The organism is Streptomyces sp. NPDC096310 (genome assembly GCF_044763125.1).
In the GTDB taxonomy this organism is placed as follows: domain Bacteria; phylum Actinomycetota; class Actinomycetes; order Streptomycetales; family Streptomycetaceae; genus Streptomyces.
In genome coordinates this window covers 1-21010 of the sequence record NZ_JBIWFO010000005.1, presented here as the reverse complement: position 1 = coordinate 21010, position 21010 = coordinate 1, and the positions used below count along the sequence as shown (strand labels likewise).

Genomic DNA, 21010 nt, shown 5'->3' with positions numbered 1-21010 from the left:
GGCGTCGGCAGCGCCCGGTCCATCCGCAGCGCGTCGACCGACTCGGCGAGCAGTTCGTACTCCGTCGTGTCGTCGCGGGTGGCCACCCGGATCAGCCGGCCCGCGGCGAGATGCTCCGCGATCATGTCCTGGTGCGCCACGTCGTCCCGCCAGGCGCGGAGCGTCGTCGGTACGTCCGGCACCCCCCGGGCCACCGGCGCGAGCGCCTCGGCCGGAAAGTGATGGCTCTCGGGGCTGGGATCGAGCCTCTCCGCGATCCAGGTCGCGCGATCCCGCAACCACCACAGTGCAAGTGCCAGAGTGGGGGCGCGATAGGTGCCCAGAGGAACGCCGATACGCTGTCCGCCGCATATTCCGTACGCGGTGACATGGCACAGGAATTCGTCATGCACGGCCGCTCTCCTTGCGCCGTTCTGTGGGGCCGGGTGGCCTGGGCCGCAGTGCTGGGGAGGTGCTCGGGCGGTGCTGAGGGTGGTGTCGGGGCGGTGCTGGGGGGCGTGCGCGGGCGGAGCGCCGGGCGCGTCCACGGGGCCGTTCTCCCCCGATGGGGGAGGTGCCCCTTCCGTGGCTCTCGTGCCCGAACTTCCAACTATGCGTGGTCTGTTGACAGGTTGTCACCATGTGGTTCCGGACAGAATCCGCGGCCGTGCGTGGCGAAGCCCATACATAACCATGCGGCTATATGCCTGGAGGGGTATATTGGGTTCATGCCCATACCGTTCGATGTCCTCGCAGAGCCGAACCGGCGGAAGATCCTGGACCTCCTTCTGGAGCGCCCGTACACGGTGGGCCAGCTCACGGAGCGTCTCGGGCTGAGCCAGCCGGGTACCTCGAAGCATCTGCGCGCGCTCCGCGAGGCCGGACTCGTCCGGGTCCGGCAGGAGGCCCAGCGCCGCTGGTACGAGCTGCGCCCCGAGCCCCTCGCGGAGCTCGACGCCTGGCTCGCCCACTACCGGCATCTGTGGGCCGGCGCGTTCGACGCGCTCGAACGGCATCTCGACGCGATGGAGGACGACCCCTCATGAACACGACCCCGCACGACACCACGCTGACCACGGCCGACGGTCGCAGCGCCCTGCGGATGGAGCGCAGACTGCCCCACCCCCCGCAGAAGGTCTGGGCCGCGCTCACCGATCCGGCCGCCCTCGGCCGGTGGTTCCCCTCGGAGGTCACGGTGGACCTCACCCCGGGCGGCGCGATGGGCTTCCGCTTCCCCGGCGCCGCGCCCGGCGACCCGGGGATGACCGGTACGGTCACGGATGTCGAGGAGCCCCGCCTCTTCGCCTTCACCTGGGGGACGGACCATCTGAGCTGGACCGTCACCCCGGACGGCGAAGGATCGCTTCTCACGCTCGTCCACACCTTCGGCGACCGGCCGGGCGCCGCGAGCTTCGCCTCCGGCTGGCACCTCTGCGTCGGAGCCCTCGCCCGGTTCCTCGACGGCGCCCCGGCCGACGCCGGCCGGGACAGGGGCGGCCTCCACGAGTCGTACATCAGCCGGTTCGGTCTCGACCGGGGGACGGCCGAGCCGGTCGGTCCTGACGGCTCCGAGGGGTGGCGGGTCCGCTTCGAGCGGCAGCTCGTCCGGCCGGCCGAGACGGTCTGGGCGGTGCTCTCGGCCGGGATCGAGCCGGTGGCCGGCCTGCCCGTCCCGGAGGGCTTCACCGTGGCCGGCGCCCCGGCGGGCCCGGTCACGGAGGTACGGGCGCCCCGGTCGCTGACGTACGCCGTCGAGCCGCACTCCTCGGTGACCTGGGAGCTCGGCGAGGGTACCGGGCACGGCGCCCGTCTCGTCCTCACCCAGACCGGGCCGGTGGGCTGGGACACGGACGCCGCGCTCGCCGCGTGGCGGGCCCGGATCGAACAGCTCGCGGCCGCGCTCGTGGACGCGTGACGCGTCCCGCCGTGCTCCGGCCGCGCGCCGCCCGAACCCCCGGCACCCACCCGATTGGAGAGAGTGCGGTGCGCCTGGTTAGGGTGCCTTGAATGTTTGCTCCGCGGTTTCCCCCCACGAACATGTCAAGAGGCGTGCGCGCCGCCCCGAGTTCCCCCGGGGAGGCAGTGTGACGCAAGCGACCGGACAACTCGCAGATCAGACACGGGATGCGCCCTCCCGGCCGGACGTGGAGGCGGCTCCGGCCGCGCCGCCTCCACCGGCCCGAAAGCGGGACGCCTTCTTCGACAATGCGAAGTACCTGGCGATCGTGCTGGTCGCCATGGGGCACGCGTGGGAACCGCTGCGGGACGGCAGCCGGGCGGTGTCGGCGCTGTACATCGTCGTCTACGCCTTCCACATGCCGGCCTTCATCATCATCTCCGGCTACTTCTCCCGCAGTTTCGACTTCCGCCCCGACCGGGTGCGCCGACTGCTCACCGGCGTCGTCGTGCCGTACGTCGTCTTCGAAACCGCGTACAGCCTCTTCCACCGATGGGCCGCGGACGACCCGTCCATGCCGATCAGCCTGCTCGACCCGTGGTATCTGACCTGGTTCCTGCTCGCCCTGTTCGTCTGGCGGATCACGGCGCCGATCTGGCGGCTCGTCCGATGGCCCGTCCCGGTCGCGCTGTGCGTCGCGGCGCTCGCGACCACCTCGCCGAACATCGGTGACGACTTCGACCTCCAGCGGGTCCTGCAGTTCCTGCCGTTCTTCGTGCTCGGTCTGCGGCTCAAACCCGAGCACTTCCAGCTCGTCCGCCGGCGCGAGGCGCGGATCCTGGCCGTTCCCGTCGCCGCGCTGACCGTGGTCTTCGCGTACTGGGCCGTCACCCGGATGAACATGGGGTGGTTCTTCCACCGCGACAGCGCGCAGGAACTGGGCTCTCCGTGGTGGGCCGGCATCCTGATGACCTTCGCGCTGTTCGGCTGCTCGCTCGTGCTGACCGCCTGCTTCTACGCCTGGATCCCGGGCCGCCGCATGTGGTTCACCGCACTGGGCGCGGGCACGCTCTGCGGCTACCTGCTGCACGGATTCCTCGCCCAGGCCGCGTCCACCTGGGGCTGGTACGGCGCCGGGTGGCTGCACACCCCGCTCGGCGCGGTCTTCGTGACGCTCCTCGCCGGAGCCGTCGTCACCCTGCTCTGCACGGCGCCGGTCCAGCGGCTCTTCCGCTTCGCCCTGGAGCCCCGGATGGAATGGGCCTTCGAGAAGGACCCCGTGGAGCGGCACGGGAAGTAGCCACCCTGGGGAACAGCCCGGCGGGGGGGGGGGGGGGGCCCCCCCCCCCCCCCCCCCCGCCGCCGCGCTCAAGCACGCTCGGGACCGGGTGGTCTCAGAGGTCGAACTCGTGCGGCGGTAGGTCCAGCGCGAAGCACGCCTCGCGGACCACGGCCCGCTCCGTCGCGTCGAAGTCGCCGTCGGCGCCCCCGATGACGATGCCGATCTGGACGACCGCCCGCGCCTCCTCGGGCTTCTTCTTGGCCTTGGCGATCTCCTGGAGAACGTTGACCTTACCGAACGCGAAGTCGGCCGTGAGCTTGTTCAGATAGTCGTCGAAGCGCCGCTGAAGGTCCTCCGCCGGGAAGTTCTGAAGTACCTCGTTGGAGGCGATCAGCGAAGCGACCCGCTGCCGCTCCACCGGGTCGACGGAGCCGTCGGCGGCGGCGACCAGGGCGCACATGGCCATGCTCGCGTCGCGGAAGGCGCCGCTCTTGAGATCGTTCTTCTTCGCCATGAGCTGCGTCTGCATCGTCGCGGCGGATTCCTTGAACCGGTCCCACAGGGCCATTCGTTCATCTCTCCTCAGGTGTCACACAGAACAATCCGACAACGTGCGGGAGCGCCGTCGCGTGCCCGTGCGGGCGAGCCGGTTCATTTCCGTACCGCCGGGGGCTCATGTCCGTGCCGGTACGGCACTCTCCACGCCGGTCCGGGGTAACGTGCCCGCCGACCACCGACCGCACCGGCACCACCGACCTACAGCCCGCTGGGAGCACCCGTCATGCCGACCGAGCCCACCCTCCAGAACGTCTCCTTCCCGAGCGCCGGGACCACCGCGTACGGCTATCTCGCCGTTCCGCCCGCCGGACACGGCCCCGGCATCATCGTCATCCAGGAGTGGTGGGGCCTGACCGCCCACATCAAGGACATCGCCGACCGCTTCGCCCAGGCCGGCTATGTCGCGCTCGCCCCCGACCTGTACGGCGGCCAGGTCGCCCACGACTCCGGCGAAGCGCTGCGGATGATGAGCGAACTGCCCACCGCCCGGGGCGTCGAACTGCTCTCCGGGGCCGTGGACTATCTGCTGGACCGGCCGGAGACGGAGGGCGCCACGGTCGGCGGCGTCGGTTTCTGCATGGGCGGCGGCTTCGTCCTCAGCCTCGCCGCCGCGGACCCCCGGGTCTCCGCAGCAGTGCCGTTCTACGGCGTCAACAAGGACGGTGTGCCGGACTTCTCCGGGCTCAAGGCGGACATCCTCGGCCACTACGGGGAGCGGGACGAGAGCGTGCCCCCGCAGAGCCTCGACGAACTGAAGGCGACCATCGAGGCGCAGTCCGGCATCATCCCGGTCTTCCATCTCTACCCGGGGGCCGGCCACGCCTTCTTCAACGACGACCGCCCCGAGGCGTACCACGCCGAGGCGGCCGGGCAGGCGTGGGACCGTACGCTCGCCTTCCTCGGCGCCCGGCTCGGCTCCGCCTGACGCGCGCCCGCCCGGCACCCGCCGGGCGGGGGAGCGGGGGGCGGCGGGCTCTCAGGCGAGCGCCGTCCCCCGCCCCAGCAGCAGCGCCACATTGACCCCCGCGACCAGAACGGCCGCCAGGAACGCCGCCCTCGGCCGGTGCCGCCCCAGCAGCGCGCCACCGGCCCCGGCGACCAGCGCCACCGCCAGGGCGAGCGCCCCCGCGCCGCCCGGGGCGCCCCGCGCCAGCAGCGCCGTGGCCGCCACCAGCGGGGCCGGCAGCAGCATCCGTACCCCCGCCGGGCCCAGCCGCTGCGGCCAGCCGCGCACCCCCGCCGCCAGGTCGTCCGCGATGTCCGGCAGAACATTGCCGAGATGCGCCCCCACCCCCACCAGCGCCGCCGCGGCCACCACCCACCAGGCGGGCAGGGGCCGCCCCGGCAGACCCAGCGTCACGAAGGCGGGCAGGGAGGCGAACCCGATCGCGTACGGCAGCCAGGACGCCGCCGTCGACTTCACCCCCAGGTTGTACGCCCAGCCCGCCGCCACGCCCACCAGATGCACCGCCCCGGCGAGCGCCCCGTACAGCAGCGAGAGCGGTACGCACAGGGCCAGCGCGGCCAGCGCCGCGCCCCGTACGGCGCGCGCGGTCACCGCCCCGCCCGCCACGGGCTTGGCCCGCCGGCCCGCCGCGCCGTCCCGCGCCGCGTCGACCGCGTCGTTGCCCCAGCCGATGGAGAGCTGCCCCGCCAGCACGGCCGTGGTCGCCAGGACGCAGCCGGGACCGTCCTGCCCGGCGGCCACCGCGAGCCCGGCCACCACCAGCGTCACCACGGCCGTCGGCCCCGGATGACACGCCCTCAGCAGCCCGCCCGTGGACCGCGGCCACCGCCCCGGCAACCCGCCGAGCGGCCCGCCGACCGCGACGTCCGATTCGTCCCTCGCCTCCACGGACCCATCGTAGGGCCGCTCGTCCGCCGGGGCCGCATGGCGTCGGGCCCGGTGCACCGGTCCGCCACCCGAGGGCCGTACAGGCGACTTCGCGTGTGGCGCGGCGGTGCGGGGGCAGGGATTGCACGTCAGTTCGCCCTCCGACCCCGGACCGCAGATGACTCGCATCGCAGCCGTCCACGGAGCCCTGGCTCCGCATCAGCACCGCCAGCAGGACCTCACGGACACCGTCGCCAGGAGCTGTCTGCCCGCCGGGGCCGACCGTCGGATCCTCGACCGGCTGCACCGCGCCGCCCGTGTGACCACGCGTCATACGGCCCTGCCGCTCGACCGGTACGGCGCACTCGAAGACTTCGGCGCGGTCAACGACGCCTTCATCGAGACGGCCGTCCCACTGGGCGCCGAGGCGATCGGCGGCGCGCTGGACGCGGCGGGGCTCTCCCCGCGCGATGTCGACCTGCTGATGTTCACGTCCGTCACCGGTATCGCCGCGCCCTCCGTGGACGCGCGCCTGGTCGCGCGGCTCGGGCTGCGCCCCGACGTCAAGAGAGTGCCCGTCTTCGGCCTCGGCTGTGTCGCCGGAGCGGCCGGGATCGCCCGGCTCCACGATTACCTGCTGGGCCACCCCGGGGACGTCGCCGTCCTGCTCTCGGTGGAGCTGTGCTCCCTCACCTTCCAGAGGGACGACGCCTCCACCGCCAACCTCGTGGCCTCCGGGCTCTTCGGCGACGGCGCGGCGGCGGTCGTCGCCTGCGGCGCCCGGCGCCGCGCCACGGGCCCCGCCGTCGTCTCCACCCGCAGCCATCTCTACCCGGACACCGAACACGTGATGGGATGGGACATCACCGGCTCCGGCTTCCGGATCGTCCTGGACGCCGGCGTCCCCGACGTCGTACGGAAGAACCTCGCCGCCGACGTGGACGGCTTCCTCGCCGGCCACGGGCTGGCGCGCGAGGACATCACCGCCTGGGTGTGCCACCCCGGCGGGCCGAAGGTCCTGGAGGTCGTCGAGGAGGTCCTCGCCCTGCCGCCCGGCGCCCTCGACCTCACCTGGCGCTCGCTGGCCGCCGTGGGCAACCTGTCCTCGTCCTCGGTCCTGCACGTCCTGCGCGACACCCTGGCGGAGCGCCCGCCACCGGCCGGTACGGCGGGGCTGCTGCTCGCGATGGGGCCCGGATTCTGTTCCGAACTGGTCCTGCTCCGCTGGTAGCCGCGGTACCACGAGGACAGAAGGGACGGAAGAGACAGAAAGGGCAGAGAGGTAGGGGATGGAGATGATCTGGTACACCGTGCTCGTCCTGGCGGTGGCCGCGGAGCGCGTCGCCGAACTGGCCGTCGCCCGCCGCAACGCCCGCTGGAGCCTGGCGCGCGGCGCCGTCGAACGCGGGCGGGGACACTATCCGCCCATGGTCGTCCTGCACACCGGCCTGCTGGTCGGCTGCCTCGCCGAAGTGGCGCTCGCCGGCCGGCCGTTCGTGCCCGCGCTCGGCTGGACGATGCTCGCGGTCTTGGTCGCCGCGCAGGCGCTGCGCTGGTGGTGCATCCGCACCCTGGGACCGCGCTGGAACACCCGGGTCCTGGTCGTGCCGGGGCTGCCCCTGGTGACGGGCGGCCCGTACCGGCTGCTGCGCCACCCCAACTACGTGGCGGTCGTGGCCGAGGGCGTCGCGCTGCCCCTCGTGCACGGGGCCTGGCTGACCGCACTGGTGTTCACCGTGCTCGACGCCGCTCTGCTGACCGTCCGGATACGGTGCGAGAACGGCGCGCTGCGGACGGCCGTGACAGGCGCCCGGCCGTGATCGATCTGCTGGTGGCCGGCGGCGGACCGGCCGGACTCGCCACCGCCGTGCACGCCGCCCTGGCCGGTCTGGAGACCGTGGTGATCGAGCCGCGCCCCACCCCGGTCGACAAGGCGTGCGGCGAGGGCGTGATGCCCGCGGGCGTCCGCGCGCTGGCGGCCCTCGGCCTCGAAGGACCGGACGGCCACGCCCTGCGCGGGATCCGGTACGTCCACGGCGCGCACCGCGCGGAGGCCGCCTTCGACGCGGGCCCCGGCCTCGGCGTACGCCGCACGGCCCTGCACGCGGCGCTGGCGCGGCGGGCCGAGGAGACCGGCGTACGGACCGTCACCGGCCGGGTCGGGGACATCGACCAGAGCGCCGACGTGGTGACGGCCGCCGGGCTGCGGGCGCGCTGGCTGGTGGCCGCGGACGGGCTGCACTCACCGGTACGGCGCGGCCTCGGCCTGGAGCTGCCAGGACGGGGCCCCCGGCGCTACGGGCAGCGCAGGCACTACCGGCTCGCGCCGTGGACGGACTTCGTCGAGGTGCACTGGTCGGCGACCGGTGAGGACGGTGAGGCGTATGTGACGCCGGTGGCCGGTGATCTGGTGGGCGTGGCCGTACTGAGCACGGTCCGGCGCGGTTACGACGACCACCTCGCCGCCTTCCCCGACCTGCGGGCCCGGCTCGCGGGCGCGCCCGCCGGAGCCGTACGCGGCGCGGGCCCGCTGCGCCGCCGCGTGCGCCACAGGTCGGCGGGGCGGGTGCTGCTCGTGGGCGACGCGGCCGGCTATGTCGACGCGCTCACCGGCGAGGGCATCGCGCTCGCCCTGGCGTCGGCCCGGGCGGCGGTGCGCTGTCTGCGGGCCGGGCGGCCCCAGGAGTACGAGGGGGCCTGGCGCGCGCTGACCCGCCGCCACCGGCTGCTGACGGAAGGCCTGCTGCGGGTCACGGGCCGTCCGGCGGGCGCCCGGCTGCTGGTCCCGGCGGCGGCGCGGGCCCCGTCGCTCTTCCGGACGGTGGTACGCGCCCTCCAGTGACCGCCCGCCCGCGGTTCAGGGGGACAGGTCGGCGGACGGGTCCGGCACCGGCGGGGCCAGCGCGGCCACCGAGTGCGGCAGGACATGCGCGAGATAGTCCTCGATCGCCGCCTCCAGACCGATGTCGCGCCCGGCCCCCTCCGACAGGTACCAGCGGTGCTCCAGCACCTCGTGGTAGATCTGCGCCGCGTCCATCTCCCCGCGCAGCTCCCGCGGCACCGCCCGTACGGTCGGCCGGAACACATCCCGCACCCAGCGGTGCGCCAGCACCTCGGGCCTGGCACCCAGCGGATCGCCCGGGGCGTAGTCGTCCTCGCCCGCCATCCAGCTCTCCAGGTCGTTGAGCAGCCGCCGCGCCTGGTTCTCCTCGGCGTCAAGACCGGTCAGCCGCAGAAGCTGGCGCTGGTGGTGGCCCGCGTCCACCACCTTGGGCAGGAACGTGACGGTGTCGCCCTGGGGGGAGCGCTCGATCTGCATCTCCGCCACGTCGAAGCCGAGATCGTTGAGACGGCGGATCCGCCGGTCGATGTAGTGGCGCTTGTCCACCGGGTACACCGACTCGCGCGTCACCTCGTGCCACAGGTCCTCGTACCGCCGTACGATCGCCGTGCCGAACGGCACGGGGTCGACCGACGGGTGCAGCGCGCCCGACGCCTCCAGGTCCATCAGCTCACCGGCGATGTTGACCCGGGCCAGCTCGATGTCGTACTCGCGCTGCCCCCGGCTGAGGTTCTGCTGGAGCTGACCGGTCTCGGCGTCCACCAGATAGGCGGCGTACGCCCCGGCGTCCCGCCGGAACAGCGCGTTGGACAGCGAGCAGTCGCCCCAGGCGAACCCGGCCAGATGCAGCCGGACGAGCAGCACGGCCAGTGCGTCCATCAGCCGCTTCACGGTGGTCGGACGCATCGTCGACTCGAACATCGAGCGGTACGGCAGCGAGCCCTTGAGATGGCGGGTGATCAGCGTCGGCTCCAGCGGCGCGCCGTCCGCGTCCGTCCGGCCGGTCACCACCGCCACCGGGTCCACGGCGGGAATGCCCAGGCGGTGCAGATCGCGCAGCAGCCCGAACTCGCGCACCGCGCCCCGCTCGGATATCTCCTTGACCGCCACGACCTCGGGACCGGCCGAGGCGAAGCGGACCACATGGCGCGAGATCCCGCGCGGGAGCGCGACCAGGCACGCGTCGGGCCAACGGTCGAGCGGAAGGTTCCAGGGCAGGTCCAGGAGTACGGCCGGCTGCTCCGGGTTGGTCGCGCTGATCTGGAGCGCCATGGTGCCTCCCACTGCGGTCGTCGGACGGGCACCGGGTCCCCGGCCGCCGGGGACCGTGTGCCGGGTCGGATTGTGCCACCCCGGCGCCGTCACGCGTACCGCCCCCATGGTGTCAGCGGGTCAGCAGAAGTTCGGTGTTGCGGTCCGTGGACGTACCCGCCGGAGCCGTGGTGGAGCCCGGCGCGTTGTGCGACAGCTCCCGGTAGAGCGCCGCGAGCCCGGTCTGCGAGAGGTCCGCGAAGTCGGTGCGGTGCGGCGCGGACGACTCGATCAGAGTGGTGAACAGCGACAGTGTGCCGTCGTTGTTGTCCGCGATCTCGATGACCCGGGCGAGCTGGGGGAAGTCGATGTGCGACGCCGTGGAGATCTCCCAGAAGCCCCCGCGCGGCGCTACCGCGTTGCGGTGGCTGTGCCCGTTCACCCAGGCCAGCACCTGTGGACTGCGCCCCAGCAGCTCCAGCACCTCGTCGCCGCTGTGGCGCGCCTCGCCGGGGTGTGCCGGGTCGGGGTGGGTGTTGGTCATCGTCCAGCTGTTGTGGTGGCTGAAGACCACGACGTAGTTGTCCTTGTGCTCCTTGAGCGTCCGCTTCAGCCAGGTGAACTGGGCGGTGTTGAGCGAGCCCGTGTAGTGTCCGCCCCGGTCGGTGGTGTCGAGGCTGATCCCGGTGACGTTCTCGCCCATCGGGAACGTGTAGTAGAGCGTGTCGCCGTCGAGATTGGCCGCCGTGTAGCCGTGCCCGGCCGGGCCGGCCCCGGCACGCGCCGGATCGAGGTGCGCCTTCAGATAGTCGCGCGGACCGAAGGGCGCTCGGCCCGGGTCGGGCGTGATGGTGCGCATCCGCCGCTTCGAGCGGCGCAGCAGGTCGATCAGCTTGGCGCCGGAGGGGTCGCCGCCCTTCGAGAGCAGCTTCAGCATCTCCTTGGCCTCGGCGTCCGGGATCCCGTACAGCTTCTTCGCCCCGACGGCGAACTCCGCGAGGAATCCGCTCCGGTCGGCCATCGCGCCGCTCGCCAGACCGTCGTGGTTGCCGACGGTCGAGTACCACGGGATCCGCAACCCCGGGCTGTTCACCGAGCGGATCGCGGCGTCGAGGAATCCGTCGATACGGGGGTAGCCGAGCCGCTTGTCGGTGTCGCGCAGGGCGTCCTCGGGGTGCCAGAAGAGCCGTTCGCCGGAGTTCTGCACGCCCTCGTAGCGGCGCGGGTCGCCGGTGTTGGGGGAGACGCGGCCGCCGCTCATCACCGTGAGGAACCAGGCGAGTTCCGCGTGCGAGTTGTTGTCGGTGTTGTCGCCGGTCGTCACCGCGAAGGAGAGCGGCGCCTCCGTGGCCGGCCCCTTCCTGAGCGCGTTGATCTGCTCGATCAGGGCCACCGCGCCCGGCACCGTCAGCGCCTCCTGCGGGCGCCATCCCGAGAGCTGCTGCGAGCGCAGGTACTCGGTGCGCACGGGGTGCTGCACATCCACCAGATGCAGATCGGTGAGCTGTACGAAGGAGGTGAGTACGGTGCGCCGCATGGCGCGCCCGGCCCGCGGGGCGGCGAGCTGCTCCCGTACGACCCGGCGCCACCCGGGGCCGTCGCCGAGCCGGCGGTAGGCCGCGGCCGTGTCGCGCGGCGCTGCGACCGTGTCCAGGGTCGTACGGGCGGGCACGGCGGGGGTACGGACCGGGGCCGCCGTGGCCGTGGGGGCCACCGGGCCGCGCGGGCCGGGAACGGCGGACGAGGACGCGGCGGAAGCCTCCCCGGAGTTGCCGCCCGCGCCGAGGGCCAGCCCGATCCCCGCCGACACACCGACCGCTCCGGTCGCGGTGAGGAAGGAACGGCGGTCGACGGCGGTGACTGCGGAGCGTATGCGTGTCATGGTCCGGTCTCCCGAGTGCGAGCGCGTCAGCAAGCGCGCCGGGGGACGGCCCCCTGGCTGCTCCTTTGATGCTTGACACCGGGCGTGGCCTGCGCGTGAACGACGTTCCAACGTCCGACACCCATCTCCACACAGGGATCACCGCGGCGGCCAAGCGTCGCCGTACCCTCGGCCGCAGGACCGGAAGAGGTCACTCACCGTTCACCGCACGGGGAAGGGGGCGGAGCGGCACCCGGCCGGCGGGGGCCGGAAAACCTGGCCCGCGCCGGACGCATAGGTCGCGGGAGAGCGGGCACACGCATCATCGAGCCATGCTCACGGCCCTTCCCCCTCGGCCGCCTGAGCCTTCCCGGCCCCACCGGCGCACCCCCTCGCCGGTGGGGCCGTCCCCTTTCTTCGTACGCGGTCCCCTTTTGTGCGCGGCCTCCTTTTGTACGCGGTCCCGCGCGCCGTGGCCGTCCGCCGGACGCCGGCGGGGAGGAGACCGGAGGCATGTGCCGTCGTGTGCGCCTGCAATGCCCGGGCCGGGGACGGTCGTCCCAGGTCGTCCCAGGTCGGCGGGGGGAGCGACGGACCGCCGGCCACCCGCCCCTGCCCCATGTCCCCTGCGTAGATTCCGGTTGGGTCACAGTTCCACCCCGACGGCGCGGCCTGTTCGCCCTGCGCGGACGGACCGTGCGTCCGCACCGTGGGACACCCACCGGACCGAGGACGGACGCCGGGACCGGGCCGGGCGTGGCGCAGATCACTGCGATGCAGGTCAGAGGGGGAGAGCGGGCTCGGCGGGACCGGAGGCTCCCGGTGCGGACCGATCCGTACCGTGAGCGTCGAAGTGCTCCCGTTACGTCACCGTCACGCGCGGCCCGGAGAGCCTTCGCGGGACACAGGCGTAACCTCGCTTGATCAACGGAGAGTTGCGAAAGATCAGCAAAGTGTTCGAAGGGCCGTACCGGGGCCCCTACACTGATCGCCGCAGCGGCAGGGTGTGCTCGATCAGTTCGCCCGGCCGGTGGGCGTGGTACGACCGCGTCTTCGCATGACCCAGCCGGAACGTTTCACCCCCCACTGTCCTTGAGGATCTATGTCGACCATCCACTCATCCGGGCGCCTCTTCGGCGGTCTCCTGGACCATGGCACCGCCCGTCATCTCCGGGTCCCGGGACCACCAGGGGCGGGGGCGGAGAGCCGGTGCTAGCCCCTGACGCACCTCAGTTCCCCTGCGCACGGACGGAGCCCAACCGGCGGACGGAGCACCACTGATGGCGAGTGAGAACTTCCGACCCGTCTACCACCCGGCCGGCCACGACAACGATCTGCGCGCGGCCGTGCAGGAGTTGCGCACCGGGCGCTGGGTCTCGATGCGCAACCTCCTCGACGGGACCCGCGACTGGTCCCTGTGGACCCAGCGCACCCAGGTGCTGGCCGCCGTGGCCGCCGGCTCCGACGCCGTACAGGCGTGGCGGAGCGAGGAGCCCGGCAGCGTCGCCGCGAGCGTTATGCACACCCGCGTCCTGGTCGAACGCGCCGTACGCGCCCACCGCGAGGGCCACGCGCGCACCCAGGAGCTGTGGCAGCAGGCGTGGGAGGCGTGCGGCACCTCCGCCCGGCAGGCCCCCGCCGACCCGGTGCCCTGGGTGTGTCTGCTGGCGCTGTCCCAACTCGACACCAAGCAGCGGCTGGAGGAGCACCGGCTGCCGCCTCCGGGGCCGATGCTGTTCCCCGGCCCGTGGGCCCTGCTCGCCGAGGTGGACAAGCGCGATCCGTACAACCGCGAGGCGTACCACCGGATGCTGCAGTTCGTGTACGCGCGCCGGTCCGACGGCTCCCTCTCGGAAGCGGTCAACTTCGTCCAGTGGGCCGCCTCCGCCGCCCCCGAGGGCTCGCCGCTGCACGCCATGCCGCTGTTCGTCAGGGCGGAGCGCTACCGCCGCGACAACGGCCACGAGAAGGCCCTCGACCTGCACTGGGTCACCGAGGACGCCACCCGCGACGCCCTGCGGGCCCTGAACCTCTGGTTCGACCACGCCGTTCTGCCCGAGGCGTCCCTGCTCGACCTCAACCACCTCGCGCACGCCCTGTGGGGCGCCCTCCAATTCGGCGAGGCGGCCCGGGTGTTCGAAGCGCTCGGCCCGTACTACGTCTCGGTGCCCTGGGCGTACCGTACGCGCAGACCCGGCGACGCCGCCGAGGCCGAGGACGTCTTCCTGCGGGCCAGGAGCCGCTGTCTCAGCGCCGCGCGCGAATCCCGTAAGGGCTCGCCCGGCTGAGCCGCGCCCGTACCGCTCATGACCCTCTCCCCGCGGCCGTCCCCCTCCGTCCGCCCCGCTCTCTCCCCCGTCCCCGCCTTTTCGTGTGTCCCGTTCCGGAGGTAGTTCCATGTCCGTTTCCCCGCCGACCTGGTCGAAGACCGATCCCGCGCCAGCGGTCGACGAAGAGAAGCGGTTGCGTGAGCTGGGATATCAGCCGGTGCTCGCCCGACGTATGGGCGGCTTCGGCAACTTCGCCATCAGCTTCTCCGTCATATCCGTCCTCTCCGGCTGCATGACGCTCTACGGCTTCGGCATGGGCACCGGCGGTCCGGCCGTGATGATGTGGGGCTGGGCGGGTGTCGGACTCTTCGTCCTGTGCGTCGGCATGGCGCTGGCCGAGGTCACCAGCGCGTACCCGACCTCGGGCGCCCTCTACTACATGGCGGACCGGCTCGGCGGGCGCAAGTGGGGCTGGTACACCGGCTGGCTCAACCTGCTCGGACTGCTCGGCGCGATCGCCGGAATCGACTACGGCGCCGCGCTGTTCACCGGGGCGTTCCTCAACCTCCAGTTCGGATTCAGCCCCACCCCCGGCTGGACCTTCGTCATATTCCTCTGCATCCTCCTCCTGCACGCCGTGCTGAACCTCTTCGGCGTACGGCTGGTCAGTGTGCTCAACTCGATCAGCGTGTGGTGGCACCTGATCGGTGTCGCGGTCATCGTCGGCGTCCTCGCGATCATCCCGGACAGCCACCAGTCGCCCTCCTTCGTCTTCACCGAATTCGTCAACGACACCGGCTGGCAGAACCCCCTCTACGTCGCGGCCATCGGCCTGCTCCTCGCCCAGTACACCTTCTGCGGCTACGACGCCTCCGCCCACCTCTCGGAGGAGACCTCGAACGCCTCCGTCACGGCGGCGCGCGGCATCGTCCGGGCCATCTGGGTCTCCTGGATCGCCGGCTTCGCCCTGCTGGCCGGCCTCACCTTCGCGATCCAGGACTACGCCGGCGCCCAGAACAGCTCCACCGGCGTGCCGCCCGCGCAGATCTTCATCGATGCCCTGGGCACCAGCGGCGCGACGGCGCTGCTGCTGCTCGTCATCGTCGCGCAGCTCTTCTGCGGCAACGCCGAGGTCGCCGCGGCCAGCCGGATGGTGTTCGCCTTCAGCCGTGACAACGCGCTCCCGGGCTCGGCGCTGTGGCGCCGCGTCAGCGGCCGTACGCAGACACCGGTGCCCGCGGTCTGGCTGTCGGTCATCGTCGCCGGTGTGCTCGCCGTCCCCTCCCTCTACTCCGCGACCGCGTACGGCGCCGTGACGGCCATCAATGTCATCGGCATCACGCCCGCCTACGCCATCCCGATCTTCCTGAAGCTGCGGGCCAAGGACCGCTTCGAGCCGGGCCCGTGGAGCCTGGGCCGATGGAGCAGGCCGATCGGCTGGATCGCCGTGGTGTGGGTGGCCGTGGTCACCGTGCTCTTCTGCCTGCCCCAGAGCAACCCGGTGACCGTCGACTCGATGAACTACGCGGTGATCGCGCTGGCCGTCGTCCTGGCGCTGGCGACCATCTGGTGGTACGTCGCGCGCGGCTCGTACAGCACCCCGCAGGCGTACGGCAACGCCCGCGAGCAGTCGGAGATCTCCGAAGGCATCGTCTGACCGAGGGGCGTCCCTCCGGGGTGGTGGGTACGGGCCGCGGCCCGTACCCACCACCCCCTTTTTTTCTCTCTCCCTGTGGGGCGCGGCCGCTCAGTTCTCCCTGAGGAACTTGTTCGCCAGCTCGTTGCCGAGCCGTACGGCGGCGTCGTGGTCCTCCAAGGGGGAGACCTGGGAGTGCTTGAAGACGATGTACGTGACCCCGGAGGGCACCCCGCCCCCGGCCGGATCGGTCAGGATGCCGAGACCGCGCGCCGCGGCGTGCGACGCCTCCCCGATGATTCCGGGCGGCCCGATGTCCCCGACCACGGCGTACTGCACCTTGTCGGCGTGGATGACGGCCGCGACGGACCCGCCGTGGATCCCCGACGCGGAGTGGTCCCAGATCGAACTCGTCATCGGTACGACGATGTACGGCAGCTTCTCCGCGTTGAGATGGCGGCCGTCGCTCTGGGTGAAGGCGGTCTGCTCCTGGAAGTACGGGTCCGCCTCGTGGTTGCACCGCGCCGTGAGCTGGCCGTCGCAGTCGATGTCCATGTCGGCCTTCCAGAACACCGCGCCCTTCGTGTCGCAGACGGCCACGGTGGGCGGCGTGTCGTCGCGGGTGCGGTAGAGCCCGCTGGAGATCGGGTCGCACTCCCCGGCCCGGGCGAGCAGCGCCGCCGCGCTCGCCGTGCCCTCGGCGGCGGGAGGCCCGGCGGCGCCGCGCCGTACGGGCGCACGCGCGGCGGACGGTTCCGCGGCGGCCGGCGTGGCGGCGAAGGGCGCGGTGGTGGACGGCGCGGTGGCGGACCGGGGGGCGGCGGTGGCGGGTTCCGCGGTGGGCGGCGGGGCGGGCAGCGGGCCCGTGGGGACGGCGAGGGCGGGCAGCACGGTGGCGGGGACCACGGCCGCGGCCAGCAGCGCGGTGCCGGCGGTGAGGAAGACATGCGTGCGTGAGTGCACGGAGAAGTTCCCTTTCCTGGGTGTCCGGGGAGGGCGGGGGACGGGCGGAGGCGCGCGAACGGCGCCGGGCCCGCCGGCGCGGAGCGCCATGGGGCCGTACGCGTCCGGGCGCGGGCCTCGTCGCGGGCCCGGCGGTCCGCTCGGGGAGGCGGCTCAGCCGCCGGGCCGGGACGGCGGACGGCCGTCGGCTATGTACCGGCGCAGCCGGTCGAGGAAGACGCGCTGCCCCGTCACCAGCGGCCGCACGGCGTCCGCCAGGGAGAACCAGCGGAAACGGTCCAGCTCGGGGAACTCCCGCAGAACGCCGGAGCCCCGGGGCCATTCCATGGTGAAGGTGCCGGGCACGGCCAGGTCCGGGTCGAGATCTCCCTCGACGGCCCAGACGGTGACCGTCTTGCCGCCCCGCTGCCGGGACTCGCCCAGCGGGATCCAGGGCCCCACGGGCACCGGCAGCCCCAGCTCCTCCCGGAACTCCCGGCGCGCCGCCGCCTCGGGCGCCTCGCCGGCCTCGTACTCCCGCTTGGGGATCGTCCAGGCCGCGTCGTCACGGCCGGACCAGAACGGCCCGCCCATGTGTCCGAGAAGCACGGCGGCACCGGAGTCCGTGACCCGGTGGAGCAGCAGTCCCGCGCTTCGTTTGCCCGACATGCCGTCAAGTCTGTGCACCCGCAAACCGGGTCGCCATGCGAACACCATGCCGAGGACGCAGGTGCGGGCGCACATGGCTCGGGCATGTCGTGTGCGTTTCCCAGGCGTGACGCGGTAAAGAAGGGCCCGGCGGTGGGGGAGAGGGTGGGGTGGTGCCGGAGCGACACCACCGGGCCGATCGTATGAACGGTTGCGCCGTACGGGGGCACCGCTGGCCGCGTCCGGCGGGGAGGAAGAGGCGGTCGGTGTTACGGGACGGCTCCCTCCTCCTCCCCTCCTGGGCCCGGTTCAGCCGAAGTCCGGTGTCACGCCGGTCAGCCGCGCCGACACCTCCCACCGCCTCCCGGCCGTCGCCTCGTCCCGCGCCCGGGCCGAGGACACCGCGCGATCCCGGGGGCGCCCCATACCTTCAGCGGCCCGCGCGGCCCGTAGTACTGCCCGCCCCGCGCGGCCGGATCGGTGGCCGCCCGCAGCACCGGGAGCGCGCCCGCGGAGGCGAACTGGGTGAACAGGCGAGTGAGCCGCTCCGCCCTAGGGCCTCTCGTTTGGATCTTGCTGGGCTCGCGGGCTGTGGTGCCGCGCCTGGCGGCCACGGGCTTGCCCGCCATGAGCGGCCCCGCCCGGCCGAGCACGGTCAGCGCGCCGGCCCACGCGAGGGCGAGCGAGACCGCCGCGCCGATCCCGCTGTTGGCGCCGGTGACCACCGCGCCGGTGCCGGTCAGGTCGGGGATGTCGGCCGTACTCCAGACTCGCATGCCTCCTTCTTACTCCAGGGAATGGAACGAATACACGAAGGGCGCACCCCGGAGCGGCTGTCGGCGTCCACATGTGACGCGTTCGGACGACGCCGTCGCGGGCCACCGCCACCGGGGCGGCACCGGGAAAGCGACTCATGAATCGATTATGAGATGAATAATCGATTATCTGTTACCGTGGGTCCATGGCGGAACGGCGATCACCCTCGGAGCGGCTTTACGCCACGCTGCGCACGGCCATCCTGCGGGGGGAGTTCGCGCCGGAGCAGGCGCTCAAACCGCAGGAGCTGGCGAACGCCGGGAAGGTCAGCCTCGCCGTCGCACGCGAGGCCCTGCTCCGCCTGGTGGGCGAGGGGCTGGCGGCCCGGCTGCCGAACCGCGGGTTCGCGGTCCCGGCGGTCGGCGCCGAGCGATGGCAGCAGATCGCGGAGGCGCGCGCCCTCACCGAGCCGGCGATGCTCCGGCTGTCGATCGAACGGGGCGGCATCGACTGGGAGGCAGGCGTCCGGGCCGCCCACCACCACCTCGCCCGCACGCCGCCCTGGGAACCGGGCGGTACGTACGTCCGCGACGCGTGGTCCGAGGCGCACCGCCGGTTCCACCGCGCGCTGCTCGAAGGCTGCGGCAACCCGGTCCTCCTGGACGGCTTCGACCGCCTGTGGACGGCGAGCGAGCTGGCCCGGCGCTGGTCGGGCGCCATCGTCCCGGAACGGGACGGCGCACGGGAGCACGCCGACCTGGAGGAGGCCGCCCTGAGCCGGGACGCCGAACGCGCCGCCGGCCTGCTCGCCCAGCACGTACGGCACACCGCCGAGAACCTGACCGTACGCACACCCTACGCACAGCCCGACCCCCGCCACCTCTGACCGACCCACACACTCAGGAGCCCCGTGGACATGACCGCAGGCCGCCGCTGCCACAACGCCGTCAACCCCCTGCACTCGGCCATGTACTTCGCACCGGAGCCGGCGGACGCGTTCGCCTCGCTCGGCCTGGAGCGGGGAGCCATGGCCTACTTCGCGGGCCGCGCGGCCCCGCTCGGGCCGGTCGGCGCCGGCACGGTCACGGCGACGTTCTACAACTTCAACCACGAGCACGTGGCCCGCCACATACCCGCGGCATGGACGGTGACCACACCGGAGGCGGTGCTCGCGGCGCGGCTGCGCGGCGCCGACGGGGCGCTGGGCCGACTGCTCGGGGCGGACGCGCTCGCATCGAAGGAGATGGCCGAGGCGGCCGAGCTGGCCCTGTGCGCCACGGAGGCGTGTCGCCGTGAGGCACGTCCCCTGTACGCCGCGAACGCCGGCCTGCCCGTGCCGGAGGAACCGCACCTGGCCCTGTGGCACGCCGCGACACTCCTGCGCGAGCACCGGGGCGACGGCCACCTCGCCGCGCTGACGGTGGCCGGTCTCTCCGGGATCGAGGCGCTGGTCCTGCACAACGCCACCGGCAAGGCCGTGACCTCGGCCGTCCTCATGCGGACCCGTGGCTGGTCCGCGGAGCAGTGGGCCGCGGCCCAGGACCGGCTGCGCGAGCGCGGACTGCTGGACGAGGGCGGGGACGTCACGGCGGCCGGGACGGCCCTGCGCGGCGAGGCCGAGGCGCTCACCGACCGCCTCGACACCGCCCCGTACGACCACCTCGGCGCGGTCGCCACCGCGCGCCTCACCGAGCTGGGGGAGGGCTTCACCCGGACCGCGAAGGCCGCGGGCGCCTTTCCCGCGCAGCTCTTCGGCAAGGGCTGAGACACCCGGCCGCGCCGCCCGCGGCAGGCGCCCGCGGCCCCGCACCGGAGACGGCCGGGGCGGGGACGCTCGGTGCCGACCGTCGCCGCGCGCCGCGCGCCGTGGGCCTACGCGTCGTGCGCCGGGTCCGCTCCGACCGCCGCCAGCGCGTCCGTGACCGTGTCGAGCGTGCGGGCGTGCGCGCGGTGGCTGGACGGCGCCTCCGGGTTCCACGGCACGACCCGCGCGCGCTCCTCGACGGCCCGCCAGTGCGCGTTGCCCCGGAGCACCTCACGCGGCGCCGCGTTGGCCCGTACGTCCGCGAGGACGATGTCCGGCGCCAGCGCGGCGGCCTCGGCCCAGTCGACCGTACGCCAGTTGGCCCCGCCGCCCTCCTCCGGCGAGATGAGGTCGACGCCCAGCTCCGCCAGCGCCCGCAGGTCGGGCCAGGTGTCGGGGCGGGCCAGGTACGCCGTCTCGGGCCCGGCCGCGGAGAGCGCCAGCACTCGGGGGCGCGCGGCCCCCGCCGCCCGCGCCCTCAGCCGCGCCTCCGCGCGCTCCAGCTCTGCCACCGCGGGCTCCAGCGGCGCCCGCAGCGAGCGCGCCAGCTCCGAGAACCGGTCCCTGATGGAGCCGAGCGACCGGTCCTTGCCCACCTCGATCACGACGACCGGGACCTGCTCCTCCAGGTGCTTGGCGGCCTCCGGGTCGATGCCGTACACCTGCCCCGTGCCGTAGCCCACGGCGATCACCAGGTCCGCGCCCGCGGCGTGCACGGCCTCCCCGTCGAAGGCGCTGCCCGCGCCGAAGGAGCGCAGCTCGGCGAGGGGCAGTTCGCCCGCCTTCGCCGGGTCCTGAGCCTCGCCGTCATGGTGGGAACCGAAGATCCCCAGGGGGCGCACTCCGTGGTCCCACAGCGTCGCGCCGGCCTGTATGTAGGCCACCACCCGTGTCGGACGGTCGGCGGCCGTGGTGAGCCGGCCCCGATCGTCCGTGAACTCCCAGCCACTGCCCGGGTCCATGCCTCGCCTCGTTCCGCTCGTGTCGGTGCGGTGCCCGGGGCGCCGTGTCCGTACGCGGGTTCGTACGGGACACCCCCCAACTCTCTGCCCAGCACGGGGCGCGCGGACTCCCCGCACGCACCGGAAACGCTCCGGACCATGCCCTGGACGGGTCATTCCGGAGTCCCGTCTGCGGGGAGGTGCCATGCACGCACATCCGCGGCGTTGTCGGTGATGTCGGGGGAACCGACGCTCCCGCGTCGCTTCCCTCCTGCGCCTTGCGGCTGCGCTCGGCATCCGAAGGACCGTTCAGTGCGCCGAGACGGAGCGAGCGCGGCGAGTGCGGTGCACCTGTCACCTCCCCGCCCGCCCCAAGGGGCGGACGACGCTCCTTCGGAATGACTCGTCTAGGGTCAATACCGGTGACTTTGCTGGTACTGGCTCGTTGAGTTGGTGTGCCAAGGCCGGGACAGTTGAAGGCAGTTGAGAGTGATCGGTTTTCGGATCGC

19 protein-coding genes and 1 pseudogene are annotated in these 21010 nt (G+C 73.1%); 11 read left to right on the top strand and 9 right to left on the bottom strand.

The features are described 5' to 3' along the window. Positions 1–5: 5 nt before the first annotated feature. Positions 6–392 (bottom strand): annotated as a pseudogene (locus ACIQ7D_RS13700) (hypothetical protein); the annotation flags it as partial. 315 nt (positions 393–707) lie between these two features. Here ACIQ7D_RS13700 and ACIQ7D_RS13695 point away from each other — a divergent pair. The 3 genes from ACIQ7D_RS13695 (at position 708) to ACIQ7D_RS13685 (ending at position 3176) form a co-directional block, all read left to right on the top strand. After that, entirely contained in the window at positions 708–1025 is a 318-nt protein-coding gene (locus ACIQ7D_RS13695) for an ArsR/SmtB family transcription factor (protein WP_384926637.1), read from the top strand. After that, positions 1022–1894 (top strand): SRPBCC family protein, encoded by an 873-nt coding sequence (locus ACIQ7D_RS13690; protein WP_403937051.1) that lies wholly within the window; start codon positions 1022–1024, stop codon positions 1892–1894. Before ACIQ7D_RS13695 ends, ACIQ7D_RS13690 begins: the two co-directional genes overlap by 4 nt. A gap of 229 nt (positions 1895–2123) precedes the next feature. After that, complete coding sequence (locus tag ACIQ7D_RS13685; RefSeq protein ID WP_403937460.1) at positions 2124–3176, top strand: acyltransferase family protein; 1053 nt, start codon at positions 2124–2126, stop codon at positions 3174–3176. A 94-nt stretch (positions 3177–3270) separates the two neighbouring features. Here the strand turns inward: ACIQ7D_RS13685 and ACIQ7D_RS13680 are convergent, their stop codons facing one another. Beyond that, complete coding sequence (locus ACIQ7D_RS13680) at positions 3271–3726, bottom strand: tellurite resistance TerB family protein (RefSeq protein ID WP_403937050.1); 456 nt, start codon at positions 3724–3726, stop codon at positions 3271–3273. Between the two features lie 213 nt (positions 3727–3939). On the opposite strand from ACIQ7D_RS13680, the gene ACIQ7D_RS13675 reads away from it, so the two are divergent. Then, positions 3940–4641 (top strand): dienelactone hydrolase family protein, encoded by a 702-nt coding sequence (locus tag ACIQ7D_RS13675; protein WP_403937048.1) that lies wholly within the window; start codon positions 3940–3942, stop codon positions 4639–4641. 51 nt (positions 4642–4692) lie between these two features. On the opposite strand, the gene ACIQ7D_RS13670 is transcribed toward ACIQ7D_RS13675, so the two are convergent. Continuing rightward, entirely contained in the window at positions 4693–5571 is an 879-nt protein-coding gene (locus tag ACIQ7D_RS13670; protein ID WP_403937046.1) for a UbiA family prenyltransferase, read from the bottom strand. A 157-nt stretch (positions 5572–5728) separates the two neighbouring features. On the opposite strand from ACIQ7D_RS13670, the gene ACIQ7D_RS13665 reads away from it, so the two are divergent. The 3 genes from ACIQ7D_RS13665 to ACIQ7D_RS13655 all read left to right on the top strand — a co-directional run bounded on the left by ACIQ7D_RS13665 (position 5729) and on the right by ACIQ7D_RS13655 (position 8392). Continuing rightward, positions 5729–6781: a type III polyketide synthase gene (locus ACIQ7D_RS13665; RefSeq protein WP_403937044.1), complete on the top strand. Its 1053-nt coding sequence runs from the start codon at positions 5729–5731 to the stop codon at positions 6779–6781. 64 nt (positions 6782–6845) lie between these two features. Then, the gene (locus ACIQ7D_RS13660) at positions 6846–7370 is read left to right on the top strand and encodes an isoprenylcysteine carboxyl methyltransferase family protein (RefSeq protein ID WP_403937043.1); all 525 of its coding nucleotides are present in this window, start codon (positions 6846–6848) and stop codon (positions 7368–7370) included. Then, the gene (locus ACIQ7D_RS13655; protein ID WP_403937041.1) at positions 7367–8392 is read left to right on the top strand and encodes an NAD(P)/FAD-dependent oxidoreductase; all 1026 of its coding nucleotides are present in this window, start codon (positions 7367–7369) and stop codon (positions 8390–8392) included. Before ACIQ7D_RS13660 ends, ACIQ7D_RS13655 begins: the two co-directional genes overlap by 4 nt. Positions 8393–8407: 15 nt before the next feature. Here the strand turns inward: ACIQ7D_RS13655 and ACIQ7D_RS13650 are convergent, their stop codons facing one another. Beyond that, complete coding sequence (locus tag ACIQ7D_RS13650) at positions 8408–9664, bottom strand: DUF4032 domain-containing protein (RefSeq protein ID WP_403937040.1); 1257 nt, start codon at positions 9662–9664, stop codon at positions 8408–8410. A gap of 112 nt (positions 9665–9776) precedes the next feature. Further along, positions 9777–11525, bottom strand: a complete 1749-nt coding sequence (locus tag ACIQ7D_RS13645) for a TIGR03767 family metallophosphoesterase (protein WP_403937038.1) — start codon at positions 11523–11525, stop codon at positions 9777–9779. A gap of 1259 nt (positions 11526–12784) precedes the next feature. Between ACIQ7D_RS13645 and ACIQ7D_RS13640 the strand changes: the two genes are divergently transcribed. After that, complete coding sequence (locus ACIQ7D_RS13640) at positions 12785–13792, top strand: hypothetical protein (protein ID WP_403937035.1); 1008 nt, start codon at positions 12785–12787, stop codon at positions 13790–13792. Between the two features lie 109 nt (positions 13793–13901). After that, positions 13902–15431, top strand: a complete 1530-nt coding sequence (locus ACIQ7D_RS13635) for an amino acid permease (protein WP_403937032.1) — start codon at positions 13902–13904, stop codon at positions 15429–15431. Positions 15432–15521: 90 nt separating this feature from the next. On the opposite strand, the gene ACIQ7D_RS13630 is transcribed toward ACIQ7D_RS13635, so the two are convergent. The 3 genes from ACIQ7D_RS13630 to ACIQ7D_RS13620 all read right to left on the bottom strand — a co-directional run bounded on the left by ACIQ7D_RS13630 (position 15522) and on the right by ACIQ7D_RS13620 (position 17776). Further along, complete coding sequence (locus ACIQ7D_RS13630; RefSeq protein ID WP_403937029.1) at positions 15522–16373, bottom strand: glycoside hydrolase family 75 protein; 852 nt, start codon at positions 16371–16373, stop codon at positions 15522–15524. 153 nt (positions 16374–16526) lie between these two features. Further along, positions 16527–17021 carry an NUDIX domain-containing protein gene (locus ACIQ7D_RS13625; RefSeq protein ID WP_403937026.1) on the bottom strand — a complete coding sequence of 165 codons (495 nt, stop codon included), beginning with the start codon at positions 17019–17021 and terminating at the stop codon, positions 16527–16529. Between the two features lie 314 nt (positions 17022–17335). After that, entirely contained in the window at positions 17336–17776 is a 441-nt protein-coding gene (locus ACIQ7D_RS13620; protein WP_403937024.1) for a hypothetical protein, read from the bottom strand. A gap of 185 nt (positions 17777–17961) precedes the next feature. On the opposite strand from ACIQ7D_RS13620, the gene ACIQ7D_RS13615 reads away from it, so the two are divergent. Beyond that, positions 17962–18642, top strand: a complete 681-nt coding sequence (locus ACIQ7D_RS13615; RefSeq protein ID WP_403937022.1) for a GntR family transcriptional regulator — start codon at positions 17962–17964, stop codon at positions 18640–18642. A gap of 30 nt (positions 18643–18672) precedes the next feature. Then, on the top strand, positions 18673–19521 hold the full coding sequence (locus ACIQ7D_RS13610; protein ID WP_403937020.1) for a hypothetical protein: 849 nt from the start codon (positions 18673–18675) through the stop codon (positions 19519–19521). Positions 19522–19628: 107 nt separating this feature from the next. On the opposite strand, the gene ACIQ7D_RS13605 is transcribed toward ACIQ7D_RS13610, so the two are convergent. Further along, entirely contained in the window at positions 19629–20522 is an 894-nt protein-coding gene (locus ACIQ7D_RS13605) for an ABC transporter substrate-binding protein (protein WP_403937018.1), read from the bottom strand. Between the last annotated feature and the right edge of the window lie 488 nt (positions 20523–21010).

Coding starts and splice junctions, on each gene's coding strand:
- ACIQ7D_RS13660 (WP_403937043.1), top strand. CDS start 6,846: ATGATCTGGTACACCGTGCTCGTCCTGGCGGTGGCCGCGGAGCGCGTC.
- ACIQ7D_RS13615 (WP_403937022.1), top strand. CDS start 17,962: ATGGCGGAACGGCGATCACCCTCGGAGCGGCTTTACGCCACGCTGCGC.
- ACIQ7D_RS13675 (WP_403937048.1), top strand. CDS start 3,940: ATGCCGACCGAGCCCACCCTCCAGAACGTCTCCTTCCCGAGCGCCGGG.
- ACIQ7D_RS13695 (WP_384926637.1), top strand. CDS start 708: ATGCCCATACCGTTCGATGTCCTCGCAGAGCCGAACCGGCGGAAGATC.
- ACIQ7D_RS13620 (WP_403937024.1), bottom strand. CDS start 17,776: ATGCGAGTCTGGAGTACGGCCGACATCCCCGACCTGACCGGCACCGGC.
- ACIQ7D_RS13605 (WP_403937018.1), bottom strand. CDS start 20,522: ATGGACCCGGGCAGTGGCTGGGAGTTCACGGACGATCGGGGCCGGCTC.
- ACIQ7D_RS13645 (WP_403937038.1), bottom strand. CDS start 11,525: ATGACACGCATACGCTCCGCAGTCACCGCCGTCGACCGCCGTTCCTTC.
- ACIQ7D_RS13635 (WP_403937032.1), top strand. CDS start 13,902: ATGTCCGTTTCCCCGCCGACCTGGTCGAAGACCGATCCCGCGCCAGCG.
- ACIQ7D_RS13650 (WP_403937040.1), bottom strand. CDS start 9,664: ATGGCGCTCCAGATCAGCGCGACCAACCCGGAGCAGCCGGCCGTACTC.
- ACIQ7D_RS13610 (WP_403937020.1), top strand. CDS start 18,673: ATGACCGCAGGCCGCCGCTGCCACAACGCCGTCAACCCCCTGCACTCG.
- ACIQ7D_RS13625 (WP_403937026.1), bottom strand. CDS start 17,021: ATGTCGGGCAAACGAAGCGCGGGACTGCTGCTCCACCGGGTCACGGAC.
- ACIQ7D_RS13680 (WP_403937050.1), bottom strand. CDS start 3,726: ATGGCCCTGTGGGACCGGTTCAAGGAATCCGCCGCGACGATGCAGACG.
- ACIQ7D_RS13665 (WP_403937044.1), top strand. CDS start 5,729: ATGACTCGCATCGCAGCCGTCCACGGAGCCCTGGCTCCGCATCAGCAC.
- ACIQ7D_RS13690 (WP_403937051.1), top strand. CDS start 1,022: ATGAACACGACCCCGCACGACACCACGCTGACCACGGCCGACGGTCGC.
- ACIQ7D_RS13640 (WP_403937035.1), top strand. CDS start 12,785: ATGGCGAGTGAGAACTTCCGACCCGTCTACCACCCGGCCGGCCACGAC.